Genomic DNA, 25885 nt, shown 5'->3' with positions numbered 1-25885 from the left:
GCAGCACCTTTTCGCACCCGGCCAACGCCCGGGACCGCATCTGTCCCTTGACAACTCCACAGTGACGCCCCAATCGGCTCCGTTCCCGGTCAGATCGTCGGCCGGGGACGGGCCGTCGGGACCACGAAGAAACCCGTTGTGCACGGGGCGAGCCCCACTACTGCTCCCTGAGGAGGCCGGAGCTTGCGGAGGCCGTCACGAAGGGTCCTGGCGAGTTGCGTCGCCAACCCTTCGAGGCTCGTCGACCTCGACGCGCTCCTTCGTCGCTCGCTCGGCCCGGCGGCTAACGCTCCTCGCACCTCAGGGAGCAGAAGGGGCCATCGCTTGCACCCCCTAGAACAGCGGTTTTGGTTCTTCGGATTAGGGAGCGGGGTGACGCGCCCTCCGCACGCTCCGGACGCTCCTCAGGGAGCGGGATTGGCTGCGCCCTCCGCAAGCTCCGGGTGCTCAGTTCTCCGGCCCGCACGCCGGGACGTCAACGGTGACGGTCGGGTCGTCGACGAGCGGCTGGATCGGGACCTCGGCGTCCCCGTGTGCCGAGGTCGGCTCGTCGATTTTCAGCACGATGGTGGCGGTCTCGCCCGGTGCGATGCCCACGCGGGTCGAGTAGTACGGCCGACCGTGCAGGGCCTGCTCGACGTAGAAGGCCCCGCCCTCGCCGAGGGTCATCTCCTTGAGGACCGCGCCCTTCGTCGCCAGGAACTCGACGTTGGCGAGGTTGGTGCCCTTCTTCACCGACAGTTCGGTCCCGAGGTTGCCGGCGACGTAGTCGGTGGTGTCCGTGGTGTCGAGGGTGTTGGTGAGCTTCACCGTGATCGTCGACTCTCTGGTGTCACCCTCGCACCCGCCTGAGGTGTAGCTGATCTCGCGCCGCAGGAAATAGTCCAGCTTCGTTCCGGACGCATTGCCGATGGCCACCTGCAGATAGGGCGACGACGTGTCGGAGATCTGGTGACCCAGCTTCGTCGACTCGAGGATCTTCTGATCCTCGGCATCGGTGCTGTACACCATGATCCGCCGCTCGTGCACGCCGCGACCGAGCGCCTCGAGCAGATTCCGCGTGCTGCCGCCGGACGTGACGAGTTTGTTCACCACGGCCTGGGAGATGGCCTGCAAGTAGTCCTTTCGCGCGGCGTTGTCGTCGGCGAAGCGCTGGTACGCCGTCGACAGCGTGATCGGCACGACGTTGTCGGCGGTGATCTTCTCCCGCCCCACCGACACCGGGCCGACGACCTCGAGGACATACTTCAGCGCGATCGGATCCAGCGCGATCGCCCCGTCGAGCTGGCGGCCGGTCTGGGCGCGCCAGTTCGCCAGCCAGATCTGCGCGGCGTCGGGGAAGTGGGCGCTGAGGTTGCCGTTCCTGAAGTCGGTGTAAGGGCGGTAGTAGGAGTAGATCGCGTCGTACTCGGGGCCGAGGTTGATCTGAGGGGTGGCCGGGTCGCGGAACTCAGAATTCGCACCGAGCTCAGGGATGGTCACCCGGCCCCCGGTGGCGTTCAGTACCGCGAAACCGCCGACGAGGCCGCCGGTGCCACGTGCCTCGGACGGTGTCTGGAACGCCATGAAGTAGCTGCGCGGACCGTCGGCACCGAGCATCGACGGGACGAGTTCGGCCGCGATGCTCGTCGCCTGCACCGTCGAGTCGGCAGCCTCGACCTGCTCGGCGAGCTGATCCCGGGCATCGGCCACGACGCCCAGCCAACTCGGTTCGATCGCCGAGACCTGGGCGGCCACCGCCGCCGACTCCTCCGCGACCGACTTCAGCGCCGGTTGCGCGTCCCGCAGCAGTGCCAGGTTCACGGTGTTGCCCGAGCGCAGGCGATTCGGGTCGAGCACGGTGGCGAGGTCGGCAGCCGGCACCAGCACGTCGGCCGAGAGCGCCGCGACGGCATCGCTCATCTGCTGCACCGACTTCAGCGGCGATCCGACGACCGGCACCGCCGCAGCCGCCGACCACAGGAAGCCGTTCGCACGATCCTGGGCGTCCTCGGCCCGCACCGACGCCGCCTCGGCCGCCTGACGGGCGCCCGCCTGATCGCCGTCGAGCATCAACGCCCGGGCCCTGCTCGCATCCGCGCGCACCGACTCCAGGTCGTCGCGGACCTGAAATGCCGAGTACGCCAGCCAGATCAGTGCGGCGGCGACGAGCAGCAGCACCACCGCGACGACCTGGACGACGCGGTTACCCGCCAGCCGCCGGATCATCGGCTCTCCCCCGTCGCGTGCCGGCCCGGTCGAGTGGCGGAGGCCTGCTCGGCGGACGATTGGCCCGCTCGCTTCGCTCCCGGCGCCGCCAGCCACGTGACCAACGCCTCGACCTTCGGTTCGACCTCGGCGAACACCCGGTCGAAGTCCTCGCGCGGACGGCCCATCGGGTCGACGATGTCCAGCAGGTCCGAGTTCGGATCGAGGCGTCCACGCCCGGCGATGATCTCCGGCAGCGCGCCGAGGTCGCAGAGCGCTGCGAACTCGGTCAGCGTGAACACCCGCTTCCAGCGTGCCGGGGCCATCTGCTGCGCGGCGGCACGGTGTTCGCGGCTCATGCACAGCACGAGGTCGGCCTCGGTGAGCATCGGCGGACGCAGATACCGGGACTCGAACCCCGATGCGTCGTAACCGTTCTCGACCAGGACGGCGGAGGCGTGCGGATGGATGGGCTGCCCGTTGAGCGCTCCGACACCGGCGCTCGACGACGTCACGGGGACACCCGCCCGGCCGGCGAGGCCGGTCAGCACGCGTTCGCCGATCGGTGAACGACAGATGTTGCCCGTGCACACGAACAGGATCGACATCTGCGGCGTCGCCGCTTCGGATCCGGTCACCATTCCTCCTCGATTCTGCGGGCCACCCGCGCCAATACGTCCGGCTGCCCCAGCTCTGCGTGCGTCGTGCCGGCGTGCAGCACGTCGACGACGGCCCGTCCGTCCGGATCGACCGCACGCGTCCAGGCGTCCGGGTCCGGGTTGTCCTGCGCCGCAACGTAGAGCACCTTACCGGCGGCCGCCGGACGCAGGTCGTAGGAGCGCGCCGCCGCGGCCAGGCCCCTCGTCCGGTCCTCGAAGCGCCGCAGTGCGTCGGGATCGTGCTGCTCGGCCAGGGCACGCAGGGGGTGATCGGCGGCTCGCAGCTCCGCGTCGTCCACCGTGGTCAGTTCGGCCGGCGTCCGCGCGTCGAGCAGCACCAGCAGCGCGACCTCTTCGCCGAGTTCGACGAGCCGGCGCGCGATCTCGTGGGCGACGACACCACCGACGGACCAGCCGACGACCCGGTACGGTCCCTGCGGTTGGGTCGCCCGGATGGCCTCGACGTGCAGTGCCGCGATGCCCTCGATGGTCGTCGGCAGATCCCGTTCGGCGAGTACGAGTTCGGGCAGTTGCAGGCCGAACACCGATGCCGACGGCAGGGACTCGCCCAGCGCCCGGAACGGTTCGACCATCCCGGTCGCGGTGTGCACACACCAGATCTCGGGTCGTCGGCCGGTGCCGTCGGGCGACAGCGGCACGACGCGTCGGCCGCTAACGCCGCCTTCCGGGTCGTCGAGCAGCCGGGCGATCTCGGCCGGGGTGCGATGACCGAAGAGTTCCGCCGCGTCGACGACCCGGCCCGTCCGGCGGGCCAGTTCGTCCCGCAACTGCAGCAGGGCGAGCGAATGCCCACCGGCGGCGAAGAAGTCGTCGTCCATGCCGATGGGTGTCCCGGCACCGTCCGCGCCCGCGTACGGACCGGCTGCCGCTTCGCCCAGCACGGTCCGGAAGGCGTCGAGCACCGCTGCCTCGGTGGCGGTTCCCGGTTCGCGCACGGACTCCGACCAGGCCGGTTCGGGCAGTCGGCGTACGTCGATCTTGCCCGCGCCGCTGAGCGGCAGGTCGTCGAGTACGACGATCCGGCTCGGCACCATGTGCCGCGGCAGCGACGATCGGCACGCGGCCCGGAGCTCGGTGGCCGGCACCGACGGTGCCACCACATAGGACACAAGCGCTGGTCCGACCGGACCCGGCCGCAGGACGGTCACCGAGCGCTCGGCGCCCGCCCGCACGATCACCGCGTCGATCTCGGCGGGTTCCACTCGCTGACCCCGGATCTTGACCTGACGGTCCGCCCGGCCGACGTAGACCAGCTCGCCGGTGTCGCGATCCCACCGCATCAGGTCCCCGGTGCGGTAGCGGCGCACGCCGTCGGCGCCGGCGACGAACGTCGCAGCGGTGAGCGCCGGATCACCGAGATAGCCACGGGCGACCCCGGTTCCGCCGATGTACAACTCGCCGACGACACCCGGCGGGACGTGGCGCAGCTGGGCGTCGAGCACCTCGGCGCCGATGCCCGGTCGCGGATGCCCCAGCCGGATCGGTTCGCCGCGCCGGAACGCACTGGTGGACACGGTCACCGTCGTCTCGGTGGGGCCGTAGATGTTGAGGACCTGGGCGTGCTCCGACCACATCGCGGCCAGATCGGCCGAGAGTGCCTCGCCGCCGATGTACACCAGGCGCAGCGCACCGATCGCCGCCGGTCGCAGTGTGCGGACGACCGAAGGCGTCGCCGTGAAGACGCTGACCCCGGTGCGGTCGAGGAACCGGGTGAGGTCGTCCCCGCCGGTGATCCCGGCCGGGACCACCACCAGGGTCGCGCCGGCGGCGAGTGGCAACAGCATGTCGTGGAACGTGGCGTCGAATCCCGGACTGATGGCCATCCCGACGCGGTCGTCTGGTTCGACGTCGCCGAGCGAGGCCACGCGGTGTACACCGCGATGGGTGACCCCGACGATGTTCGGGGTCCCGGTGGTACCCGACGTGGTGATGACGTAGGCCAGCGCGTCGCGCGACACCGGCGTGACGGGTTCGGACACAACCGGTTCCGTCGGTTGGGCGGGGATGTCGGCGGGCGTGATCACACTCGCCGACGCGCCGGCGACCACGTGGTCGATCCGGGCCGTCGGGTAGGTGACGTCGACCGGTACGCACACCGCGCCGATCCGGCTGACCGCCCAGATGGCGACGACCGACTCGATCGACCGCGGCACCACGACGGCCACCGCGTCACCGGCACCGAGCCCTCGACGTCGCATCGCGCGGGCGGTCACCGAAACCCACCCGTCGAATTCGCGGTAGGTGAGGGACCGGTGCTCGTCGGCGATGCCGGGACGGTCGCCGTACGCCGCGACAGCCGTCGTGAACAGCTCGGCCAGCAGCGGTTCGGCCCCCGTCGTCGAGGATGCCCGCGCCCGGTCGGCGACGAAGCGTCGTTCGGCGCCGGTCAGCGGCTCGATGGCCGCGAGGCGACGTGACGGCTCCCCCACGACGGCGGCGACCGCGGCGACCACTCGCTCGCCGAGGGCGCGGATCGTGCCCTCGTCGAACAGTTCCCGGCCGTGGTGGACGCGCAACCGCCAGCCGCCGGCGTCGGGCACCGCCTCGACGTGGATGTCGAACTCGCTGCGCGGCGACATCCACGTCGGCGCGCCGGTGTCTGCCGGGTCGGGCCCGGGCATCTCCGGATCGGCCATCGAGAACGCCACCTGTACCAGCGGATGCCGCCCGGGGACGCGCGGCGGATCGATCAGGGCGACCACATCGTCGAAGGCGATCGCGGCATGATCGAGCGCCGCCAGGTCGTCGTCGCGGACCGCCGTGATCAGATCGCCGACGGTCATGCCGGGGCGAATCCGGGTGCGCAACACGACCGTGGAGATGAGCATGCCGACCGTGCCGGCGGTGTCGGAGTCGCGGCGCATCGAGGCGGGCGTGGCCAGCGCGATGTCATCGGCCCCCGACTGCACCGCGAGGGCCAGCACCAGGGCCGCGTGCAGGATGTGGAACTCGCTCGCCGACGCCCGGCGCGCGGCTGCCGGAATCGCCTGGCCGACCCCATCTTCCAGCAGATACTCAGTCGTCGAGGTCCGCAGGTCCCGGACGGCGGGACGGCGCTGCGCGAGATCGAGCTCGCCGCTGTGCCCCTCGAGCGCACGCCGCCAGAAGTCCACCAGCACGGCCCGGGACCGCTCCTCATCGGCAGCCAGCCGGCGGGCGACCACCGCGAAACCCGTGGGCGCCGGGCCCAGGTCGAGACCCGCCAGCAGCGCCGCCAGCTCACGCTGCACGATGCCGGCGGATTCACCGTCCATCGCGATGTGGTGCGCGACCACCACGACCGCCGCCGGGGTCACCTCATCGTCGCCGATGACCAGCCACACCCGAACCGGGGGCTCGCCGGCGAGATCGAAGGCCTCGCCGAGCATTCCGATCCCCGCGGGGGTCGTGAGCTCAGCCGCACCCACCCGCCGCAGGGCCGGGCGCCAGGCGTCGAGGACACGCTGCCGGGGACCGTCTGGCGTCGCGAGATACCGGGTACGGAGCGCGGGATGGCGGTCGACGAGCGCCTCGACCGCGCCGACTACCGCGGACTCGTCGGTACCGGGTGGCACGGGTACCACCGCGGGCACGGCGTAGATCGGCACCGCGCCGAGCACCTGCGCGCCCACCCACATCCGGCGCTGCGTGGGGGCGAGTGGGAGGTCGCCGAGGTCGGCCTCCGACGTGCCGGTCGGCGCACCGCCTCCCGCGTCCGTCCCCTCCGCGGGGAGTTCGGTCACCGCGCGTGCGAGCGCGATCGGGGTGGGGTTCTCGAAGAGCACCCGGGTGGGCACGCGGACGCCCAGACGGCGCCCCAGGGCGGAGGTCACCCTGGTGGCCGACAGTGAGGTCCCGCCCATCGTGAAGAAGTCGTCGGTGTCCCCCACCGATCCCGGTGCGACCTCCAGCACCTCGGCCATCACATCGGTGACCGCGGCGACGAGCGGAGCCGAGGGCGCCGGAGGCGACGACGCCCCGGCACCAGCCGGCGCCACCGCGGTGCCCGATACCCGTTCGGCCGCAATGACGTCGACGTCCGGTCCGTCGACCTCCGGGAACGGCTGATCGGCATCGGTTGCCGCCGCGACGACCGATCTGCGGAAGTCGTCGAGAAGCGCCTGCGCGACCACGGTCGGGACGGCGGCGGAGTGCACCACCGTGATGTGCAACTCGTCGTCGCGTTCGGCGAGCACGACCTCGACGTCGAACTTGGCGTCCACGGTCGCGGTGTACTCCGGGACCAGCCTGGCGATCACGGCATCCGCCTCGGGACCCGGGCCACCCGCCGACGCTCCGCCGAGCACGACCTCGCCGGAGGACTGGGGCACGACGTCCTGGTTGACCAGCAGTACCGAGATCAGCGGGTCCCCGGCCTCCCGGCCGTCGGGACGGACCATACGGGCGACGTCCTCATAGGGGACCTCACTGTGCGGTTGGGCAGCCAGAGCGGCGTCGCGAGCCCGCACGACGGCCTCGCGGATCGGGAGCCCCGGATGCAGCCGTGTCCGCAGGGCCACGGTGTTGACGAACATGCCGACCACCGACTCCCACTCCGGCGCGTGCCGGCCGTGCACCGGTACGCCGATCAGCAGATCCCACTCGCCGGTCCACCGGCCCAACACCGTCGCGAGCGCGGCGTGCGCCACCTGGAACACACTCGCCGACATCGCTTTCGCGGTCTGGTGCAGTGAATCCGTGCCGACGATCGACGCCGACAACCGCCCGGCGGCAGCGTCGCGCGGCCGCCCGCCGGTGTCCGCGATTCCCGGCAACCGGAGCGGGCCGGGGGCATCGGCGAGCGTCGACGTCCAGAAACGCAGTTGCCGTGCGTATCTGCTGCGCGGATCGGACGGGTCGCCGAGGCGGGCGATCTGCCACTGCGTGAAGTCGGCATAGGTGAACGCCTCGTCGGCGGGGACCGACAGCCGCTGGCCGTCGTAGGCACGGAGCAGGTCCGTGAGCAGCACCCGGATCGACCACCCGTCGATCGCGACGTGATGCAGGACCACCGCCAGATGGGTGTGCGGATCCTCCGCCGAGTCGAGCTCGAAGACCGCGGCCCGGAACCCGGTCTCGGACTCCAGATCGAACGGCCGGCGCAGGAAGTCGTCGATGTCACGACGGAGACCCTCGAGACCCGTCGCGGCGTCGACGAGGCGATGCCGTAGCACCGGACTCCGATGCTCGATCCGGCGCTGCCGTGGACCCGACGGCGAATCCGGGTGGACCGTCCGGAGGACGGCATGAGCCGCGACCACCTCGTCGACCGCCTTCCGCAGGCGGGCGAGGTCGACACGGCCACTCATCCGCAACACGAGCGGAACATGGTAGGCCGTCGAACGCGGATCGAACTGATGGTGAATCCACATGCGGCGCTGCGGATATGCGAGCGGCAGGAACTCCGGCACCGGGAGTCGGGTGGGTGCCGCGCCGGACTCCACTCCGCTTCCGGCGCCGGTATCACCCGGCCCGGCCAGCAGTTCGTCGACACGTCGCGCGACTCCCGCGACCGTGCGTGCTTCGAAGATCTCGCGGACCCCGATGTCCGCACCGGTCGCCGCCGTCAGCCTCGACGTCACCTGCGTGGCCGACAGCGAGGTACCACCCTCGGTGAAGAAATCGGAATCGGCGTCCAGCGACTGAACGGGACGGTCGAGGACCTCCGCCCACACCGCGGTCACCAGTTCCTCGGTGGCCCCCGACGGCGGCCGTCCGGGGCGGACACCCGAACCCGCTGCCGCACCGGCGAAATCGGGATCGGGCAGCGCCGCCACGTCGATCTTCCCGTTGCGTCCGAACGGCAACGCCGGGACACCGACGATCGCACTCGGAATCATGCTGCGCGGCAACAGGTGCGCGAGCTGACGAGGCAGGTCGGCCACTTCCGCATCGTCTCCGTCGACCACGACCCACGACACGAGGATCTTCTCGCCCGCCGGGGTGGTCCGCGTCGCGGTCACCGAGGTCGCCACGCCGGGCAGCCCCGACAGCGCCGCATCGACCTCACCCGGCTCCAGACGCACGCCGCGGATCTTCACCTGATCGTCTGTGCGACCGTGGATCACGAACGTGCCGTCGGGACGCCGGTGGACGAGGTCACCGGTCCGGTACATCCGCCCGCCGGCGATGAACGGGTCGGTGCTGAACAGATCGGGGACGAACGCCCCGGCCGTCGTCGCCGGGTCGTCGAGATACCCACGGGCAAGGCAGTTCCCGGAAAGATACAGTTCGCCGACCGTGTGGTCGGGCACCGGCCGCAGGGCACCGTCGAGCACATACATCCCCACACCCGGCAGCGGAGCGCCGATGTGAACCGGCCCGCTCGCTCCGCTCCCGGCGCCGAAGTGAACCGGCCCGCCCGGAGTTGCGGTGTACCGCGCACTGCTGACCGCGACGGTGGCCTCGGTCGGGCCGTACTCGTTGCTCAGCGTGTGGCCGGCCGTCCACTCCCGGACCAGCCCGGCGCCGAGGGGTTCACCGCCGACCGCCACGTGACGAACACCGGGGACTTCGTCGGGCCGCAGGGTCGCGAGCACCGACGGGGTGGTCAGCAGGACGCTGACCCGTTCGGCGCCGACGAACTCGGCGAGCTCGTCCGCGGCGATGACATCGGGCGGGCACACGACGATCGTGGCGCCGGCGACCCGCGGGGGCACGAGCCCCATCAGGTGTGCGTCGAATCCGGTTGCATACGTGTGCAACACCGCGTCCGACGAGTCGAGCCGCAGTCGGGCCACGGTGTCGCGCGCCCAGTCCGTGAGGCCCCGATGGGTCACCTGCACACCCTTGGGCAGTCCGGTCGTCCCCGAGGTGAAGGTGATGTAGGCGACGTCGTCCACCGACAGCGGGCGCACCCGCTCGGCGGCGGCGAACGGCAGCGAATCCGCCGCATTCGCACCGGAATCGGTATGTCGGGCGAGCAACTCGTCAAGGGCGAGCACCGGGATGCCGCCGGTCACGGATTCCGCGGTCGCCGCGAGGGTGACAACGGCACGCGGTCGGCACCGCTCGATGATCATCTGCCGGCGCCCCGCTGGGTCGGCCGGATCGACGTTCACGAACGCTGCGCCCGCGCGGGCGACCGCGACCGTGGCGAGCACGCCGAAGACCGAGCGCGGCAGCAGGGCGACCACCACGTCCCCCGGACCGATTCCCGCCTCGATGAGCGAGCGAGCCGTGAACGTCGCGAGCCGGTCGAGGTCGGAATTGGTGAGCGAGACACCCGACCCGGGCACCGGATGGCGCCGGTCGACGACCGCGATCGCATCCGGATCGTCAGCGAGCCCACCGGTCAGCAGCTCGTCGAGCGTGTCGAACTCGCGAATCCGATTCTGCGGCGCGATTTCCGGGACCGACGTCGGGTCCGACGGGGCGAGCAGCGCCGCGACCGTCCGGTTCGGTTCGCGCACCCCGCGCCGGATCGTCTCGACGACGAGGTCGCACAGAGCGTCCAGTCTCGCGGCACTCGCCACCGCATCCGTGCACGTCATCATCAGATGCAGCGCACCGTCCCGGCGGTACATCGACACGTCCACACCGAACAGCGGCACTCCCCCGAAGGCACTCGCGTCCGACGGGACGCTCGCTGCCGCAGCCGGACTCGCCGCCACCAGCTCGTCCGGGACGGCGCCGAGGGAGACCTCGAACAGCGGGGTGCCCGCCTTGACACGACCGGGATCGGCGATCTCGGTGATCTCGGTGAGCGGGAGGTCGGCGTGCGCGAACGCGCCGAGGTCGACCGCGGTGACCGAGGCCAGGAGGTCGACGAACGGCAGGTCGACGTCGATCGGGGTGTGCAGGGGTACGGCACGGGCGAACAGCCCCGGCACGGAGACCAGGCGCGGGTCGATCCGCCCGGACAGAGCGGTGCCGATCGTGACCACCTCGGCGTCGGACTGCCTTGTCAGCACCGCCGCGAGCGCGGTGTGCACGACGATGAACGGAGTGCTGTGTCTGGCCACCGCCAGATCGTCGAGTGCTCCGGTCTCGGTGCGGTCGAGCGACCGGTGCGCACGGTGCACCACCGCTCGTCCCGGCGCGGACGGATGCGGGGCCGCCGGGTTCAGTTCGGGCAGGCGCAGTGGTTCGACGGCCCGATCGAACGCCGAGACCCAGTGCGCGACGAGCTCGGTCCGCCGGGCGGCCAGCGACCCGGCTCGCCACGCCGAGTACTCCTGGTAGTCGACGTCGGCGGGCGCCGGGAGGGTCCCGGACAGGGCGGATCGCAGCTCTGCGGACAGGATGCCGAACGACTCGCCGTCGACCGCGATGTGGTGCGCGACGACGAGAAGCCAGGTCTGCCCGTCCACCGCGCAGATCCGTACCCGCCAGGGCAGTTCGGCGGCCAGGTCGATCGGCGTGTGCAGCGTACGCAGAGCGGCGTCGACCGACTCGATGTCTGCGACCGAGACCGTCTGCGCCAGTTGCGCTCTCAGTTCACCCGCGACATGGGAGTCGGGTCGGCGACGCTGCACCGGGCCGTCGGGACCCGAGGGGAACACGGTGCACAACGCGTCGTGCCGCGTCACGATCTCGAGCAGGGCACGGCGCAGCTCGTCGGGGCCGGCGTCGACGGGGAGGGCGAGCGGCATCAGATACCCGGTGAAGTCCGGCTCGGTGCGCCATCGGAGCCATAGATCCATCTGCTCGGGGGTCAGCGGCAGATCCACCCCGTCAGCGGTTGCGAAGTCGGCGAGACCGGTCCGGGAGCCGTCGGCGATCGTGCGCCCCGAACTCGCCGCGGACTCGATGTGCGCGGCGAGCGCGGCCACCGTCGGATGGGCGAACACATCGGCGACGGAGACTTGGTCGCCGACACCCGTCAGTGTGGCCGCGAGTCGCGCTGCCGACAGTGATGTTCCTCCGGTCGCGAAGAAGTTGGTGTCCGCGGCGACCACGGCATCCGTGCCGGTCACCGCGCGCATGGCGTCGGCGACGGTCTGCTCGGCCGGTGTCAGTGCTCGGGTCGATCCCGTCGGCACCTCGGGCAGCAGATCCGTGAGCCGGTGGCGGTCGAGTTTGCCGGTCGGGGTCATCGGCCAGCCGTCGACGATCGCGAGTCGCGCCGGGATCATGTGCGCCGGGAGCCTGGTCGCACAGAACACGAGGATCTGCTCGGCGGAGAGGGCGTCCAGCACATCGAAGTCGGCGAGGCCGTCCTCGGTGACGAATGCGAGCAGCCGTTCCTCGCCGCGGCGGCTGCCCGGGTCGAGGAGCACCCGCGCGTCGCCGACGCCGGGGTGCTCGCGCAGCACCGACGTGATCTCACCGAGTTCGATGCGGTGCCCGCGGATCTGGACCTGGTCGTCGCTGCGGCCGAGATAGACCATGCGGCCGCCGGCGATCTCGCGTACGCGGTCGCCGGTACGGTACATCCGGCGGCCGGTGCCGCGCGGGTCGGCGACGAACCGCGCGGCGGTCGTGGCCGGGGCGTTGTGATAGCCGAGCGTGACCTGATCGCCGCTCACGTACAGTTCGCCGATGGCGCCCACCGGGACCGGGCGTAGGTCGCGGCCCAGGATCGCCGTCGAGACGCCGTCCAGCGGGACACCGATGTCGCTGCGGGCGTCGTCGACATCGACGTCGACCGCCGTGAGGTGCACGGTCGTCTCGGTGATGCCGTACATGTTGACCAACCGGACGTCCGGATGCGCGGCCGACCACTCCCGTAACAGCCCCGGCGACAACGGTTCGCCACCGAAGACGACGGCCCGCAACGCGAGTGATCCGGCGTCCGGGGGGGCAGCGGCCACCGTCGGGTCGACGAGGTTGCCGAACGCCGTCGGGGTCTGCGAACAGACGGTGACCCCGTACCGGTCGATCGCCGCCGCCAGCAAGCGCGGGTCGAGCACGGTGGCGCGCTCCAGCACGACGACGGCACCACCGGAGGCCAACGGCCCCAGGATCTCCCAGACGGAGAAGTCGAACGCGTAGGAGTGCACCCAGCTCCACACGTCGTCGTCGGACGCGGCGATCGTGTCCAGCGCGGCGCCGAGCATGGCCGCCAGATTCGCGCGGGTCACCAACACGGCTTTCGGGACGCCGGTGGAGCCGGAGGTGTGGATCACATAGGCGCCACCCGGAACCGGTTGTGCACGTTCGCTTGTCGCGACGGCGCGCACCGCCGGCCCGGCTTCGATCACCGCGACGGGTGCGGTCGCGTCGACGATCAGCTCCGTCCTCGACGGCGGATCGTCGGGTTCGATCGGCACGTACACGGCATCGGCCAAGAGCACCGCGACGATCGCGATCACGGTCTCGACGCTCCGGGGCAGCGACAGCGCGACTCGGTCGCCCGGTTGTACCCCGTTCTCCCGCAACGTGTTCGCGAGGGCCTCGGCGCGACCGAGCAGATCCCGGTAGGTCAGAATCGCGTCGTCGGCGATGACGGCGGCGGCGCCCGGCTTCGCCTGCGCACGGCGTCGCAGGGCATCGATCGGGTCGACGGGAGCGGTCCGGCGGCTGCGGGCGGAGAGCGCCCGGTCGGCGGGAACCGGGATGCACGCCGCGACGACCGAGTCGGGCGTCGCGACACCGAGCGCGGCGACCGTCTCGACGAATCGGTCGAGCAGGTGGCCGGCAGCCATCGGGTCGACCCGGCGTTCGGCGACGGTCAGCGCGACCGACAACCCGTCCGGTTCGTCGAAGACGGTTACTTCCAACGCGGTTCGCGCCTGGCCGGCGGACAAGGTCTGGACCTCGGCGAACACCGCCGGGTCGGCGACGTCGGGCCGGGAGGCGTGATAGGCGAAGATGACATCGGCGAGCCCCGTCGGTGCCGCGTCGGCGTGGGTGATCGCCGCCGTCAGGCCCGCGCCCACGCGGGCGAGGGCCTCCGCAACGCTATTGCTCCGTACCCCGGTGATCCGCACCGGCACCGTCTCGACGAACATGCCGACCGGGCGTAGTTCCTCGGTGGTGAATCGCCCTGAGACCGGCACCGACAGCACGAAGTCGTCGGAATCCGAGTACTCGGCCAGTACGGCCGAGAGCGCCACGCACAGCATCGTGTTGAGCGTCGTCCCGGACTCGCGTGCACGAGCAGCGGCACGGTCCCGGGCCCCACGGTCGACGTCACGACGCAGGACGGTCGCCGGGCCGGAGGTGAGTCCCGCCGGCACCGGTTGCGCCGGCTCCGGCAGCACGATGCGAGAAGGAGCCTCCCGCAACGTCTTCGCCCAGTGGACCTCGGCCGCCGCATCCGCCGCGGCCGGCCGCGCGGACAGCGCGGCACTGAAGGCCACCGCGTCCTCCGTCCACACCGGAGTCGCACCGTCGAGACGAGCACGCAGTGCATGCGCGAAGTCGTCGACGACGATGTGCAGCGACCACTCGTCGATCGCGATGTGGTGGGCGACGAGAACGAGCTCGGTCCGTCCGCGGGTCTCGTCGACGACCGCACGCCACGGCAGGTCCACCGTCAGGTCGAAGGGGGCCGCGACGGCGAGGTCGATGCCGGTCGCGTCGAGGGTGGCCGCGGTCACCGGCGCGGCAACCTTTGCCTCGTCGACTCCGCGGACGACCGCGACCGGCTCCCCGCCGTTGTCGGGGTACATGGTCCGCAGTGCCTCGTGCCGCGCCGCGACGTCGATGAGTGCGGCGCGGACGACTTCGGCCGAGATGCCCTCGGCGAGAACGACATGCACCGGCAGGTGATAAACGGTCGCCTGCCGGTCGGCGCGATTGAGCAGCCAGATCTCCTGCTGCGCGCGGGTCGGCCGGTAGCGGACGGTGCCCGCGGGATCACCCGGCGCGGCGCGGCGCGGCGCGGAGGCCTCGAGGACGGCGGCGAGTTCGGCGAGGGTCGTGACATCACCGAGATCGCGCACGCTGACGACGACCTGCAAGGTGTCACCGAGGTGCGTGGCCAGTTGCATGAATCCCAGTGACGTGGCGCCGAGCTGGACCAGTTCGTCGTCCAGGGACGGCTCGGGCACGCCGAGGACGGACGTCACCGCGTCGGCAACGGCGCGTTCGACCGGCGTCGACGGACGGCGGCGCGCGGCCCGCGTTTCGGGCGCCGCGGCGATCAACCCGGCGGCGGCAGACCGGTCGACGCCGCCGAACCCGTCGAGCGGCACCGCATCCAGGATCGCGACCCGGCGCAGCCACAGCACCGCCGGGAGTTCCGCATTGACCCGGCGTCGAACCGCCGCCCGAATCCGTTGCGGATCCGATGGTTCGGTCGCCTCCGACGAGGAACGGGCCGGCACGAGTCCGAGCGCGAGCCCGTCACCGTCGCCGAGTACGGTCGCAGTCGCTGCCACGACCCCGGGGACCTCCGTGGCGGCACGTTCGAGCAGTGCGAGATCGACTCGGATGCCGTCGATCTCGACGATCTCACCGGCGCGGTGATCGATGACGAGAAGTCCCGTCCCCGGTTCGAGATGCCCGCGGTCGCCGGTGACCAGCATGCGCCGGCCGGGATGCCACGGACAGGCGACGAGTGTCGGCGACGTACGCGAGCCTTCCCCAGCGAAGTGCTGTGGCACAACGCTTCCCACGACGTACACGTCGCCCGTGATGCCGGGCGGCAGGGGTCGTAGACGGCGGTCGAGGATCGCGATGCCGACGCCGTCGCGCGGGTGTCCGCTCGGGAGTGGCCGGCCGATCGGCTGGTCGGGACGGACACGGTTCGCAGCGGTGTAGGGGCCCAGCACGCCCCGAGGGCTGTAGGCGGTCCGCACATCCCGGCCGGCGGCGTATCGGACGGCCGGCGCCGGCGCTGCGCCGGCGTCGACGATCAGCACCGTCGTCGCGGCGCCGCGCCCCGTGTCGTCGGCAAGTAACCCGGAGGGCACGATCCGGTGCGTCACTCCGGCGGCGTCGGGCTCGACGAGCCGCAACCCGTGGGCGGCACCGGCGACGATCTCGAGGTGGGCCGCCCAGGAGGCCTTCGGCGCCGTGACCGCGAGCTGTCCGTGTCCCGCATCGGATGTGTTGTGGCCGAATGATTCCGGCGCGAACAGGCCGTCAACGATGAGCGCGGCCACGGCCCGCTGCGGGAGTGCGACCACACCCTCGGCGCCGACGGCGAAGCAGGCGGTGTCCTCCAGACGGGGCGACGCGGGCTCCGCCGACGGCGCGACCCCGGTCAGTCCGGCCAGCGTGTGCACGTCCTCCGCGCGGACACCGGCCGGCACGTCCGCATCGTCGTCGGCGATCACCAGCACGCCGGACACCCCCGGGACATCCGGCGACACCGAGTGCGGTGCTGCGGGATCGAGCAGGATCACGGCGGCCCCCGTCGCCGCGACGGCCCACCACGACAGCACCCGGTCCGCGTCCGACCCGACCAAGACGCCGACCGCCGAGCCGGGTCGCGCTCCGAGCGTGCGCAACCGGGCGCCGAGATCGCGAGCCCGCGCGTGCAGCTGTTCGAAGGTCAGCAGCGTTGCGTCCGAAGATGTTCCAGAGATCTCGACGGCGGGATCACGCCGGTGCCGCAGCGCGACGTCGGTGAGGGCCGTCCAGACGGTGCCCGCGTCCGGCGCCTCGTTCGCCGGCAGCTCACGCGCCTCTCCGGCCGAGGTGTCGGCGAAACGCAGCGGCAGGTCGTCGACGCGGGTGTCCGGCGCCCGGAGGAGCGCATCGGCGAACGTGTCGAGCATCGACAGGAACTGCCCGTGGTGTTCGGCGACCTCCGCGTCGTCGTATCGGTTGGGGTTCGCCTCGACGCCGATCATCAGCGAGGAATCCTGATCCTCACCGGGTACCGGGTAGATGTTGATCGTCAGGTCGTCGGCTGGGCCGACGGTCAGGATGTGAAACGTGGCTCGTGCTTCGCCGCAGGGGAATTCGCGGTCGAACAGCATCAGGTTGAGCATCGGACCGGAGCGTTCCTGAGCCGCCGTGCGCGGTGTCGCCCCGGAGGATTCGTCGGCGGCGAGGTCGGCCCAGATGTCCTCGCCGCGGTAGCGCTGGTGCCGCAGCGCGCCCATGAGCGCGGCCTGGGTGGACGCGAGCGCGTCGGCGACGCTGCCCGATCCGGTGACCCCGGTGCGCAGCGGCACGATGTTGGCGACCGGGAGCGGGGTGGCACGCAGCGCGGCGGTCGTCCGCGCGGCGACCGGGAACTGGAAGATCACCTCGTCGCCCTGCGCGGCCGCGCGGCCCAGATAGGCCGCGAAGGCGGCGACGAGAACGTTGGGCAGGATCGTCGAACCGCGTTGTGCGGCAGCACGTAACCGCGCCATCGTGTCGGCGGGCACCGCGGCGGCGACGCGTCTGGCAACGGCTGCGGGACGTCCCGGGCGGTGCGCCAGGGTCGCGGCGATCCCCACGCCCGCCATGTTCTCCCGCCAGTACGCGCGGTCGGTGGCGAAGCGCTTCGACTGGCGGTACTCGGCGTCGGCGCGGGCCGGAAGGTCCAGGTCGACCGGCTTCTGGGGCGGCGCGGGCTCGCCGGTGACCGCCGCGTGATAGGCCGCGAGGGCCTCGACCATCCGGTCCTTGCCGCCCATCCCGTCCGAGAGCAGGTGATGACCGCGGTTGTAGACCAGCGCCTTGTCGTCGGACAGCCGGAACAGGCACCCGCGTGCGGTCCGGTCCACCCGGGGGTCGAGGGGTCGCGAATAGTCCTGCGCCATCATCTCCTCGGCGACGGCGCGCGGGTCCGGCCGGTCACGGAGATCGATGATGTCGGCCCAGTAGTGCAGGGCGGGGTCGTACACGCCGACCAGCCCGTCCTCGGTGTCGACGAACCGGAGCTGGGTGAACTGCGCGCGCTGCACCACCGTGCTGGTCGCCCGCACGAAGAGCTCGGCGTCGATGGGACCGTCGATCTCGACGTACTGGGCGACGTTGATCGGCACATCGAGCGCCGCCTGCTGGGTGAACCACAGCGATCGCTGGGCCGCGCTGAGGGTGAAACGACGCGGGGCGTCGGGGTCGGAGGGACCCGACGGGGCCACGAACTCGCGCTTGGACGAATCGCTCATACGACGACCCGGCCTCTACGCGTGCGGCCGGGGAGAACGGGGCTCACGGGGCGGGCCGACCGTCTGATCCCCCCGGTCCCAGAAATGCCATGCCACACCCAGCCGTGCATGAAAAAGGCATGCGTCGGCCGCGAGATCGAAACACGGGCGTCGTCGAATTCAACGCCTTGCCTCACCACCCACCATGTGCCGTCCTCTTGTCACGCCGATCCGTTGCCGCCGGTCGCGTGGTGATTCTCATCATCGACGCGTCACCGGGGCGAACGGCCATTTCCCGACACTGTCATCGCGACGGCCGCTCGGCGTGAAACCGATGCGGGCCGAGCGGATGACAAGAGCCTATGGGACGGGTTGTCGCCTCACAACTCGGGGGGAACGCCGTTACTGACGCTAATCGATGTGAACGGAATGGTATTTCGCGCGACCTGCGACGGGATTCGGAAACACCGTGAATGCACACCCGAATTCACGGTCGGCAGAACATCGTCGAAGTGTAGTGAAATGTCTCGGAATTGCACCCGAGGAGCAAATGACCGAGAAAGGAAAACGACGGCCGTGCGTACACGGGCCGTCGTTTTCCGGACAACAATCGCCGATCGCGCGATCAGCCCCCGAAGATGTCGCGCAGGTGCTCGACCTCGGTGACGCGCTCGGCGTGGGTCGGCGCGGTGGGCGAGGCCAGGATGCACGTGACACCGGCCTCCCGGAACGCCGCGACCCGCTCGGCCACCTGGGCCTTGGAACCGATCAGCGACATCGACGTGACGAGGTCCTCGGGGACCGCGGCGGCGGCCTCCATCTTCTTGCCGTCGAGGTAGAGGTCCTGGATCAGCTTCGCCTCGTCGGTGTAGCCGTAGCGGATGGCGAGCTGGTTGTAGAAGTTCTTCCCACGGGCGCCCATCCCGCCGATGTACAGGGCGGCATGATGGCGCACGAGCTGCTTGGCGTTGTCGATCTGCTCGGCGTCGTCGGAGATGCGGGCGGTGGCCTGGACGACGATGCCCAGATCCCCCAGCGACGGATCGCGCTTGGCCTTGCCCGCCGCCAGCGACTCACCGAAGGCCGCGTCGATCTGCTCGGGGTGGAACAGGATCGGCTGCAGCTCGTCGAACATCTCCGCGGCCAACTCGATGTTCTTCGGGCCGATGGCGGCGAGGAGCAACGGGATGTTGTCGCGTACGGGGTGATTGATGATCTTCAGGGACTTGCCCAGTCCCGAGCCGCCATGCTCCTCGTCGAGCGGCAACGTGTAGTGCTTGCCCTGGTAGTTCAGCTTCTCGCGGCGCCAGACCATCCGGCAGATCTCGGCGTGCTCGCGGGCGCGTCCCAGCGGGTAGTCGTACTTGACGCCGTGGAATCCCTCGATCACCTGCGGACCGGATGCGCCGATACCGAGCACCGCGCGACCGCCGCTGATGTAGTCGAGGCCGGCCGCGGTCATCGCCAGGTTGGTGGGCGTCCGCGAGTACATCGGCAGGATCGCGGTCTGCAGTTCCATCGTCTCGGTCTTGGCCGCGATGTACCCCAGCTGCGAGACGGCGTCGAAGCTGTAGGCCTCCGGAACCGCGATGCGCTGCACACCCGCGGCTTCGAAGTCCGCGAGGTTGTTGATGGTCTCGCGGAAGTCGCCCGCGTAGTTGATCGGCATGCCCAGCTTCATCGATGTCATGCCGACGGATTCTTCCACAGCGGCGACCGGTTTCCGAGGGTCTGTTAAACGTTCGATAGGTCGGCCCCGGCCGGGGACCCCGCGCACCGGAACTGTGCCCGATGTTTAGGTAAATGAGGGCGGTAGGTCCCACAATCGTCACCATGAGCGGCGAGATGCTGATCCTGGTGCTGTTGGTGGTCACAGCCCTCGGCTTCGACTTCACCAACGGCTTCCACGACACCGGCAACGCGATGGCGACGTCGATCGCCACCGGCGCCCTGAAGCCGAAGGTCGCGGTCGGGCTGTCGGCGGTGCTCAACCTGGTCGGCGCCTTCCTGTCCGTGGAGGTCGCGGCGACCATCACCAAGGACGTGCTGAACATCCAGCAGACCTCGGGACCCGACGCCGGGGAGCTGGTGGCCGGCTTGTCGGCGACGACGGCGCTGCTCATCATCTTCGCAGGCCTGATCGGCGGCATCCTGTGGAATCTCTTCACCTGGCTGTTCGGGCTGCCCTCGAGTTCGTCCCACGCCCTGTTCGGCGGGCTGATCGGTTCGGGCCTGGCCGCGATCGGTGTCAGCGGGATCAACTGGTCCGGGATCACCTCCAAGATCCTCATCCCCGCGCTGGCCGCACCGGTCATCGCCTGTCTGGTCGCGGCGTGCGGAACCTGGCTGGTCTTCGCGATCACCCGCCGGATCGCCGACCGGCAGAAGGAGGACGGCTTCCGCTACGGGCAGGTCGCCACCGCATCGCTGGTCTCGCTGGCCCACGGCACCGGAGACGCCCAGAAGACGATGGGTGTCATCGCGATGGCCCTCATCGCCACCGGACACCTCGAGGCGTCGAGCGTCAGCCACGGACTCCCCTTCTGGGTGGTGTTCAGCTGCGCCGCCGCCATCGCGATCGGCACCTACCTGGGCGGCTGGCGGATCATCCGCACCCTCGGCAAGGGACTCGTCGAGATCACCTCGCCGCAGGGCATGGCCGCCGAGGCGTCGTCGGCCGCCATCATCCTCACCTCGAGTGCCGCGGGCATGGCGCTCTCGACCACCCAGGTCGCGACCGGCTCCATCCTGGGTTCGGGGGTCGGCCGCAAAGGCGCCCAGGTCCGCTGGTCGGTCGCCGGCCGGATGGCCGTCGCCTGGGTGACGACCCTGCCCGCCGCCGGCGCGGTCGGTGCCGCCTGCTACTTCCTCGCGCACCTGTTCGGCGACGTCACCGGGGCCCTCATCATCTTCGCGATCCTGGTCGTCGCGTCGGGCTACATGTACTGGCGCGCGCAGGAGAACAAGGTCGACCACGAGAACGTCAACGACGCCTGGGAGGGCGAGGCCATCGCGGGCGAGGAGTGGGAGGAAGCGGTCGCCACCGAGACGGACGACACGACCCTCCCGCTGCCACCGGTCATCCCGGCCGAGATCATCGTGCAGCACGACCCGGAGAGGAGCGCCTGAGAATGGAGACGTTCGAGGCCATCGGCAAAGTCCTCATCGTCGGACTGGTACTGGGAGCGGGACTGCCCGCGCTGTTCGCAGTCGGGTTGCGTCTGCGGTCCCTCGCCGAGGGTTCCGTCGCCGCCGACGGAACGACCTCCGATCCGCATCCCGCGCTGAAGCCCGTGGCGTACCTCATCTTCGGCGTCGTCATCCTGGTGATCGTCGTCGGGATCCTCTGGATCACCCGGCAGACGATCTTCTACTACACCGGCGTCAAGATCTTCCCGTTCGGCTACAAGTGATCGTCCCCGCTTCTGATCGGAGACACCCCGTGGACCGCCCGACACTTCTGCAGAAGGTCGTGGAGTGGTTGCGCGCCGGCTACCCCGACGGCGTCCCGCACAACGACTACATACCGCTCGTGGCGCTGCTGCGCCGGCAGCTGACCGACGACGAGGTGAGCCAGGTGTCGGCGGAGCTGGCCCGCGAGTCCCCGCCGCCACCCGAACCGATATCGCGGATCGACGCGGCGGTGAAGATCACCCACTACACCCATGAACTGCCACACGAGGACGACATCGCGCGGGTACGCGCACACCTCGTCGCCCGCGGATGGCCGTTCAGCGACGACCCCGATCCTGATGGGGACGGTCCGACCGATGGGGACCTGCCCTGAGGACCCTGCGAACCCTGCCGCTGCCGTCGACCGCCGCCGTGCTCGACCACGTCGACGACCTCCGGGCGATCCTCGACGGTTCCTCGGCCTTCCTGCCCGTGCCCGACGACGCCCGCGCCGCAGCCGAACTCGCCTCGGCGCTGCAGGTGGGCGCACCCATCGACGACCCCGTGTCCCTCGTCGTCTCGACATCGGGGTCGACGGGCACCCCCAAGGGCGCGCAACACACTCCGGCGACCCTCGCCGCGTCGTCGCGGGCCACCGCCGATCATCTGGGCGGGCCGGGCAACTGGCTGCTGGCGCTGGCCCCGCACCACATCGCCGGCCTGCAGGTCCTGCTCCGCGCGCTGACCGCCGGGCAGACGCCGGTGGTCCTGGACATGCGGGCCGGTTTCGATCCCGAGGTCTACGCCCGCGCCGTACGCGACTTCGAAGGTCCGCGGCGATACACCTCGCTGGTACCCACCCAACTCGTCAAGGTTCTCGACCAGCCCGCCGCGACCGCCGCCTCGCGGGAGCTCGACGCCATCCTCGTCGGCGGTGCGGCGACCCCGAAACCGTTGTGGGACAGAGCGGTCGACGAGGGTCTGCCGGTCGTCGCGACATACGGGATGAGCGAGACCGCCGGAGGGTGCGTCTACGACGGGCGGCCCCTCGACGGCGTCGCGGTCCGCATCGCCGATCCGGCACCCGACGGGGTGGGGCGCGTACTGCTCGGCGGTCCGGTCGTCGCCTCCGGCTATCGCAATCTGCCCGACCATCCGGCCTTTGCCGAACCGGGCTGGTTCCGCACCGACGACCTCGGCCGCGTCGACGACGCCGGACTGCTCTCGATCGTCGGCCGCGCCGACGAGGCCATCTCGACCGGCGGGCTGACCGTCGTACCGCAGGTCGTCGAGGCCGTGATCGCCGACGACCCGGCGGTCGCCGAATGCGTCGTCGTCGGACTCCCCGACGACCGGCTCGGCGAGGCGGTCACCGCGTTCGTCGTCGTCCGTCCCGGAGAACGCCTCGACGTCAACCGCATTCGCGGTTCGGTCACCGAGCGGCTCAACAAGTACGCGGCCCCCCGGCGGGTCGTCGAACTCGACGCCCTCCCCCTCCGCGGACCCGGCAAGTACGACCGACGCGCGTTGCGGGCCCGCTTCGGTGCGCAGATGTAGTGTGTCGTCGCGCCTGGCGCAACGATGTGCGACAGCTGCAGTTCAGGCGGCGGTCGCAAGTGCCTGGGAGATCGACGTCGCGACTTAGTCCGCTCGGTCGCGGAGGTCACCCCAGGTGTAGTTCAGCACCGTCCAACCCGCCGCGAGGAGCGCATTGCGTCGGGTACGGTCGCGCTGAATCGTCTCCGCGTCGCGGTGGAAAGCGAACCCGTCGATCTCCACCGCCACCATCCGGTCGAGGAAGGCGAAGTCGATCTCGTACCCGCAGGTCGGATGGTTCGCCACCCACCCTTCGATACCCGCGGTCCGGAGGATCGTGACAGCGAGACGCTCGGCGGCCGACCGCGCACCCGATTCCAGCAGTTGGACCATCGGACCCATGTCCGCCGCGCCGACGCACCGGCGCCGCCGCTCGTAGGCCTCGACGAGACGCTCGACCGTGGTGCGCCGCTGCTGCAGCGCAGCATCGATGACCTCGCCGCCGCCCTCTACCGCACCCTCCAAAGCCGACAACGCGACCCCGGTGACCGGTAGCCCGTCCCGGGTCAGCACGTCGGCGTCGGCGAGAGCGCGGTTGAGAATCCGGACTCCCGTCACCGGATGACCGTGGCGGCCGCGGAGAGCTGTGACCGCGGGCAAGGCGGGTGGGGCTTCGACGATCCCATGCCACCATGCGGCAGCGAGTCCCGAGAGGACCCCGTGAGTGCCGACGGCCAGCGTCGCGGTCCGGATTCGCGTCCTGTCGGTCTCGGGGTGGTCGGCGAGCCGATAGACACGAGGATGCACCGATATCCACTCGCCGGCCCGCACCCGACGGTGCACCGCCGACCGGTTGATGCCGTGTCCGCGGGCATCGGCAGCGGTGAACACGCCGTCCTGGTCGAGGGCGAACGCCGAAAGTCCGGCGGAAGATGCATGACCTTCAGACGCACCTGCGCCGCAACCGGTTCCATCGCTCGACGTCCCCCGCAGATGTAGTGTGTCGTCGCGCCAGGCGCTACGAAGTTCTACACCTGCCGGGCAGCCGCCGGCTCGCGCGCGCGGCCGTGACACGATGAACCCCGTGGCTACCCCCTCGCAGTGGATCCAGGGCGCTCGTCCGCGCACGCTCCCCAACGCGATCGCGCCGGTCGTGGTCGGTGTCGGCGCGGCGCTGCACTCCGGCGACGTCACGTGGTGGAAGTCCGTACTCGCGCTGGCGGTGGCCGTCGCGTTCATCATCGGCGTGAACTTCGCCAACGACTACTCCGACGGCGTGCGGGGGACCGACGACGATCGGGTCGGTCCGATGCGCCTGGTCGGGTCGGGCGCCGCGTCGCCGAGGGCCGTGAAGACCGCCGCGTTCCTGTGCTTCGGGATCGGCGCGGTCTGCGGCCTCGTCCTCGCGATCGCGACGGCGTGGTGGCTCGTGCTGGTCGGCGCGATCTGCATCGCCGGCGCCTGGTTCTACACCGGCGGCAAACGCCCCTACGGCTACGCCGGCTGGGGCGAGGTCGCGGTGTTCACCTTCTTCGGGCTCGTGGCCGTCCTCGGCACCCAGTTCGTCTCCGCCGGCCGCATCGACTGGGTCGGACTGGCCGGCGCAGTCGGCATCGGCGCGATCTCGAGCAGCGTGCTGGTCGTCAACAACCTCCGAGACATCCCCAGCGACACCGAATCCGGCAAGATCACCCTCGCCGTGCGCCTCGGTGACGCCCGGACCCGGATCCTGTTCGCCGTGCTTCTGCTGACCCCGCTCGCGATGAGCGTGGTCCTGGCGTTCGCGACCCCCTGGGCGCTGCTCGGCCTGGTGACGTTCCCGCTGCTGTGGCAGGCCTACGCCCCGGTCCGGACCGGGGCGGCCGGACCGGGACTGATCCCGTCGATCGGGACGACCGGCAAGGCGATGCTCGCCTGGGCGGTCGTCACGGCGGTCGCGCTCGCGCTCACCTGACGGACCTCGACGCCAGACCTGCGCCGACGATCAGACCTGCGCCTCGACGTCGGGCAGGCTCGCCACGACCGCGGCGCGGAGTTCGTCGGCCGTGGTGGCGGATTCGATCAACGCCCGCGACGCGTCGTCGGCGGTGTCGATGATGCCCAGCAACAGGTACTCCGCGCGGAGGCGCCGGTCACCCCGTTCCCGCGCGATCTCCATGGCCCGGCCGAACACCGTCCGGGTGTCGTTCGCGAAACGCGGACGGGCGCCCCGGCCCCGCGGTCCGCGCCGGCCGCGACCCGGCTCCCAGGGCCCCTCGCCGCCGAACGGTCCGCCCGGTCCGAAACCACCCAGCCCGAAACCTCCTGGCCCGAAACCACCTGGGCCGAAACCCTCCGGTCCGAAACCCTCTGGTCCGAAACCCTCTGGCCCGAGACCCTGTGGGCCGCAATCCGGCCGGGGTCCGCGACCGCGACCATGGTGCCGGTGCCCCCGACGCCCGTGACCACGTCCTCGGGGGCCGCGCTCGGCACGCTCGCCCCAGCCATCGGACAGGTCCTCACCGAAGCGACCGCGCACCGCTTCCCGGACCTTGTCGAGGTCGATTCCGATGCTGCGCAGGGCTTTTCGATCCTCCTCGTAGCGTTCGCGGGCCGACTCGTCGTCGGCGGTCTCCGCGGTGTCGGACCGTTCCGCGTGCTCGCCGTGGTACTTCCGGACCACCTCCCGGGCCGACGTCAGCGTCAACCCCTGATCGGCCAGCAGCGCGAACAACGGGCTGCGGGCGTTGCAGAGCATGCCCAGGATCAGGTGGTCATTGCCGAGTTGCCGGTGACCCAGGTCGCCGGCCTCCTGCGTGGCGAAAGCCAGCAGCATCTTGTCATCGCGACTGATTCGCTCGAACATCTGTGTCTCCTTCTGGCCCACTCGCGCGGGCCTCACGTTGTGAGTGCTTCTGATGCACGGCCTGTCGGCTGATCTGCAGCACTTCTGCGATCGCCTGCCAGCTCCACCCGTGGGCACGGGCGTTGGCCACCTGCACGTCCTCGAGCCGGTCGGCCAGGGTGCGCAGGGCGCGTACCGCGGCCAGGCCCCTCGCCGGATCGCCGCTCGCGGCGTCTCCGGCCAGCTCGGCGCTCGATGCGTCGGGTGCGGTGTCGGTGCTGTGGTCGTCGTGCATGATGTCAGGTTATGTTGACATCTCCGCTATGTCAAGAATTGTTGACAAGCGGGGCATGGCACATCTGATT

12 protein-coding genes are annotated in these 25885 nt (G+C 70.7%); 5 read left to right on the top strand and 7 right to left on the bottom strand.

All coding sequences use genetic code 11. The annotated features are described in order from the left end of the window. Positions 1–447: 447 nt before the first annotated feature. The 4 genes from KB201_RS04635 to KB201_RS04620 all read right to left on the bottom strand — a co-directional run bounded on the left by KB201_RS04635 (position 448) and on the right by KB201_RS04620 (position 19457). Positions 448–2208 (bottom strand): DUF4012 domain-containing protein, encoded by a 1761-nt coding sequence (locus tag KB201_RS04635; protein WP_211538492.1) that lies wholly within the window; start codon positions 2206–2208, stop codon positions 448–450. Continuing rightward, positions 2205–2828, bottom strand: coding sequence for a low molecular weight phosphotyrosine protein phosphatase (locus tag KB201_RS04630; RefSeq protein WP_231742510.1), 624 nt, complete (start codon positions 2826–2828; stop codon positions 2205–2207). Before KB201_RS04630 ends, KB201_RS04635 begins: the two co-directional genes overlap by 4 nt. Continuing rightward, on the bottom strand, positions 2822–17788 hold the full coding sequence (locus KB201_RS04625) for a non-ribosomal peptide synthetase (RefSeq protein ID WP_211538491.1): 14967 nt from the start codon (positions 17786–17788) through the stop codon (positions 2822–2824). The genes KB201_RS04630 and KB201_RS04625 overlap by 7 nt, the downstream gene beginning before the upstream one ends. 604 nt (positions 17789–18392) lie before the next feature. Further along, on the bottom strand, positions 18393–19457 hold the full coding sequence (locus KB201_RS04620) for an LLM class F420-dependent oxidoreductase (protein ID WP_068970733.1): 1065 nt from the start codon (positions 19455–19457) through the stop codon (positions 18393–18395). 143 nt (positions 19458–19600) lie between these two features. Here KB201_RS04620 and KB201_RS04615 point away from each other — a divergent pair, with 143 nt between their 5' ends. The 4 genes from KB201_RS04615 to menE are packed head-to-tail and all read left to right on the top strand — an operon-like array spanning position 19601 to position 22717. Beyond that, positions 19601–20896 (top strand): inorganic phosphate transporter, encoded by a 1296-nt coding sequence (locus KB201_RS04615; protein ID WP_211538490.1) that lies wholly within the window; start codon positions 19601–19603, stop codon positions 20894–20896. Between the two features lie 2 nt (positions 20897–20898). Further along, the gene (locus KB201_RS04610) at positions 20899–21180 is read left to right on the top strand and encodes a hypothetical protein (protein ID WP_065629227.1); all 282 of its coding nucleotides are present in this window, start codon (positions 20899–20901) and stop codon (positions 21178–21180) included. 29 nt (positions 21181–21209) lie between these two features. Beyond that, a complete protein-coding gene (locus tag KB201_RS04605; protein ID WP_159370171.1) occupies positions 21210–21554 on the top strand; it encodes a DUF3349 domain-containing protein in 345 nt (114 codons plus the stop codon). 38 nt (positions 21555–21592) lie between these two features. Further along, entirely contained in the window at positions 21593–22717 is a 1125-nt protein-coding gene (gene menE / locus KB201_RS04600; RefSeq protein WP_307848034.1) for an o-succinylbenzoate--CoA ligase, read from the top strand. Positions 22718–22801: 84 nt separating this feature from the next. Here the strand turns inward: menE and KB201_RS04595 are convergent, their stop codons facing one another. After that, positions 22802–23587 carry a type IV toxin-antitoxin system AbiEi family antitoxin domain-containing protein gene (locus KB201_RS04595; protein WP_211538489.1) on the bottom strand — a complete coding sequence of 262 codons (786 nt, stop codon included), beginning with the start codon at positions 23585–23587 and terminating at the stop codon, positions 22802–22804. 193 nt (positions 23588–23780) lie between these two features. On the opposite strand from KB201_RS04595, the gene KB201_RS04590 reads away from it, so the two are divergent. Beyond that, complete coding sequence (locus tag KB201_RS04590; RefSeq protein ID WP_211538488.1) at positions 23781–24650, top strand: 1,4-dihydroxy-2-naphthoate polyprenyltransferase; 870 nt, start codon at positions 23781–23783, stop codon at positions 24648–24650. A 30-nt stretch (positions 24651–24680) separates the two neighbouring features. On the opposite strand, the gene KB201_RS04585 is transcribed toward KB201_RS04590, so the two are convergent. Both KB201_RS04585 and KB201_RS04580 read right to left on the bottom strand, forming a co-directional pair. Continuing rightward, complete coding sequence (locus tag KB201_RS04585) at positions 24681–25541, bottom strand: Clp protease N-terminal domain-containing protein (protein ID WP_058252671.1); 861 nt, start codon at positions 25539–25541, stop codon at positions 24681–24683. Further along, positions 25516–25815 (bottom strand): hypothetical protein, encoded by a 300-nt coding sequence (locus KB201_RS04580; RefSeq protein WP_058252670.1) that lies wholly within the window; start codon positions 25813–25815, stop codon positions 25516–25518. The genes KB201_RS04585 and KB201_RS04580 overlap by 26 nt, the downstream gene beginning before the upstream one ends. Positions 25816–25885 lie beyond the last annotated feature (70 nt).

The organism is Gordonia sp. SCSIO 19800 (assembly GCF_018132775.1).
GTDB classification, from domain to species: domain Bacteria; phylum Actinomycetota; class Actinomycetes; order Mycobacteriales; family Mycobacteriaceae; genus Gordonia; species Gordonia hongkongensis.
Note: the sequence above shows the minus strand (reverse complement) of the source record. Positions and strands in the feature narration are given on the sequence as shown.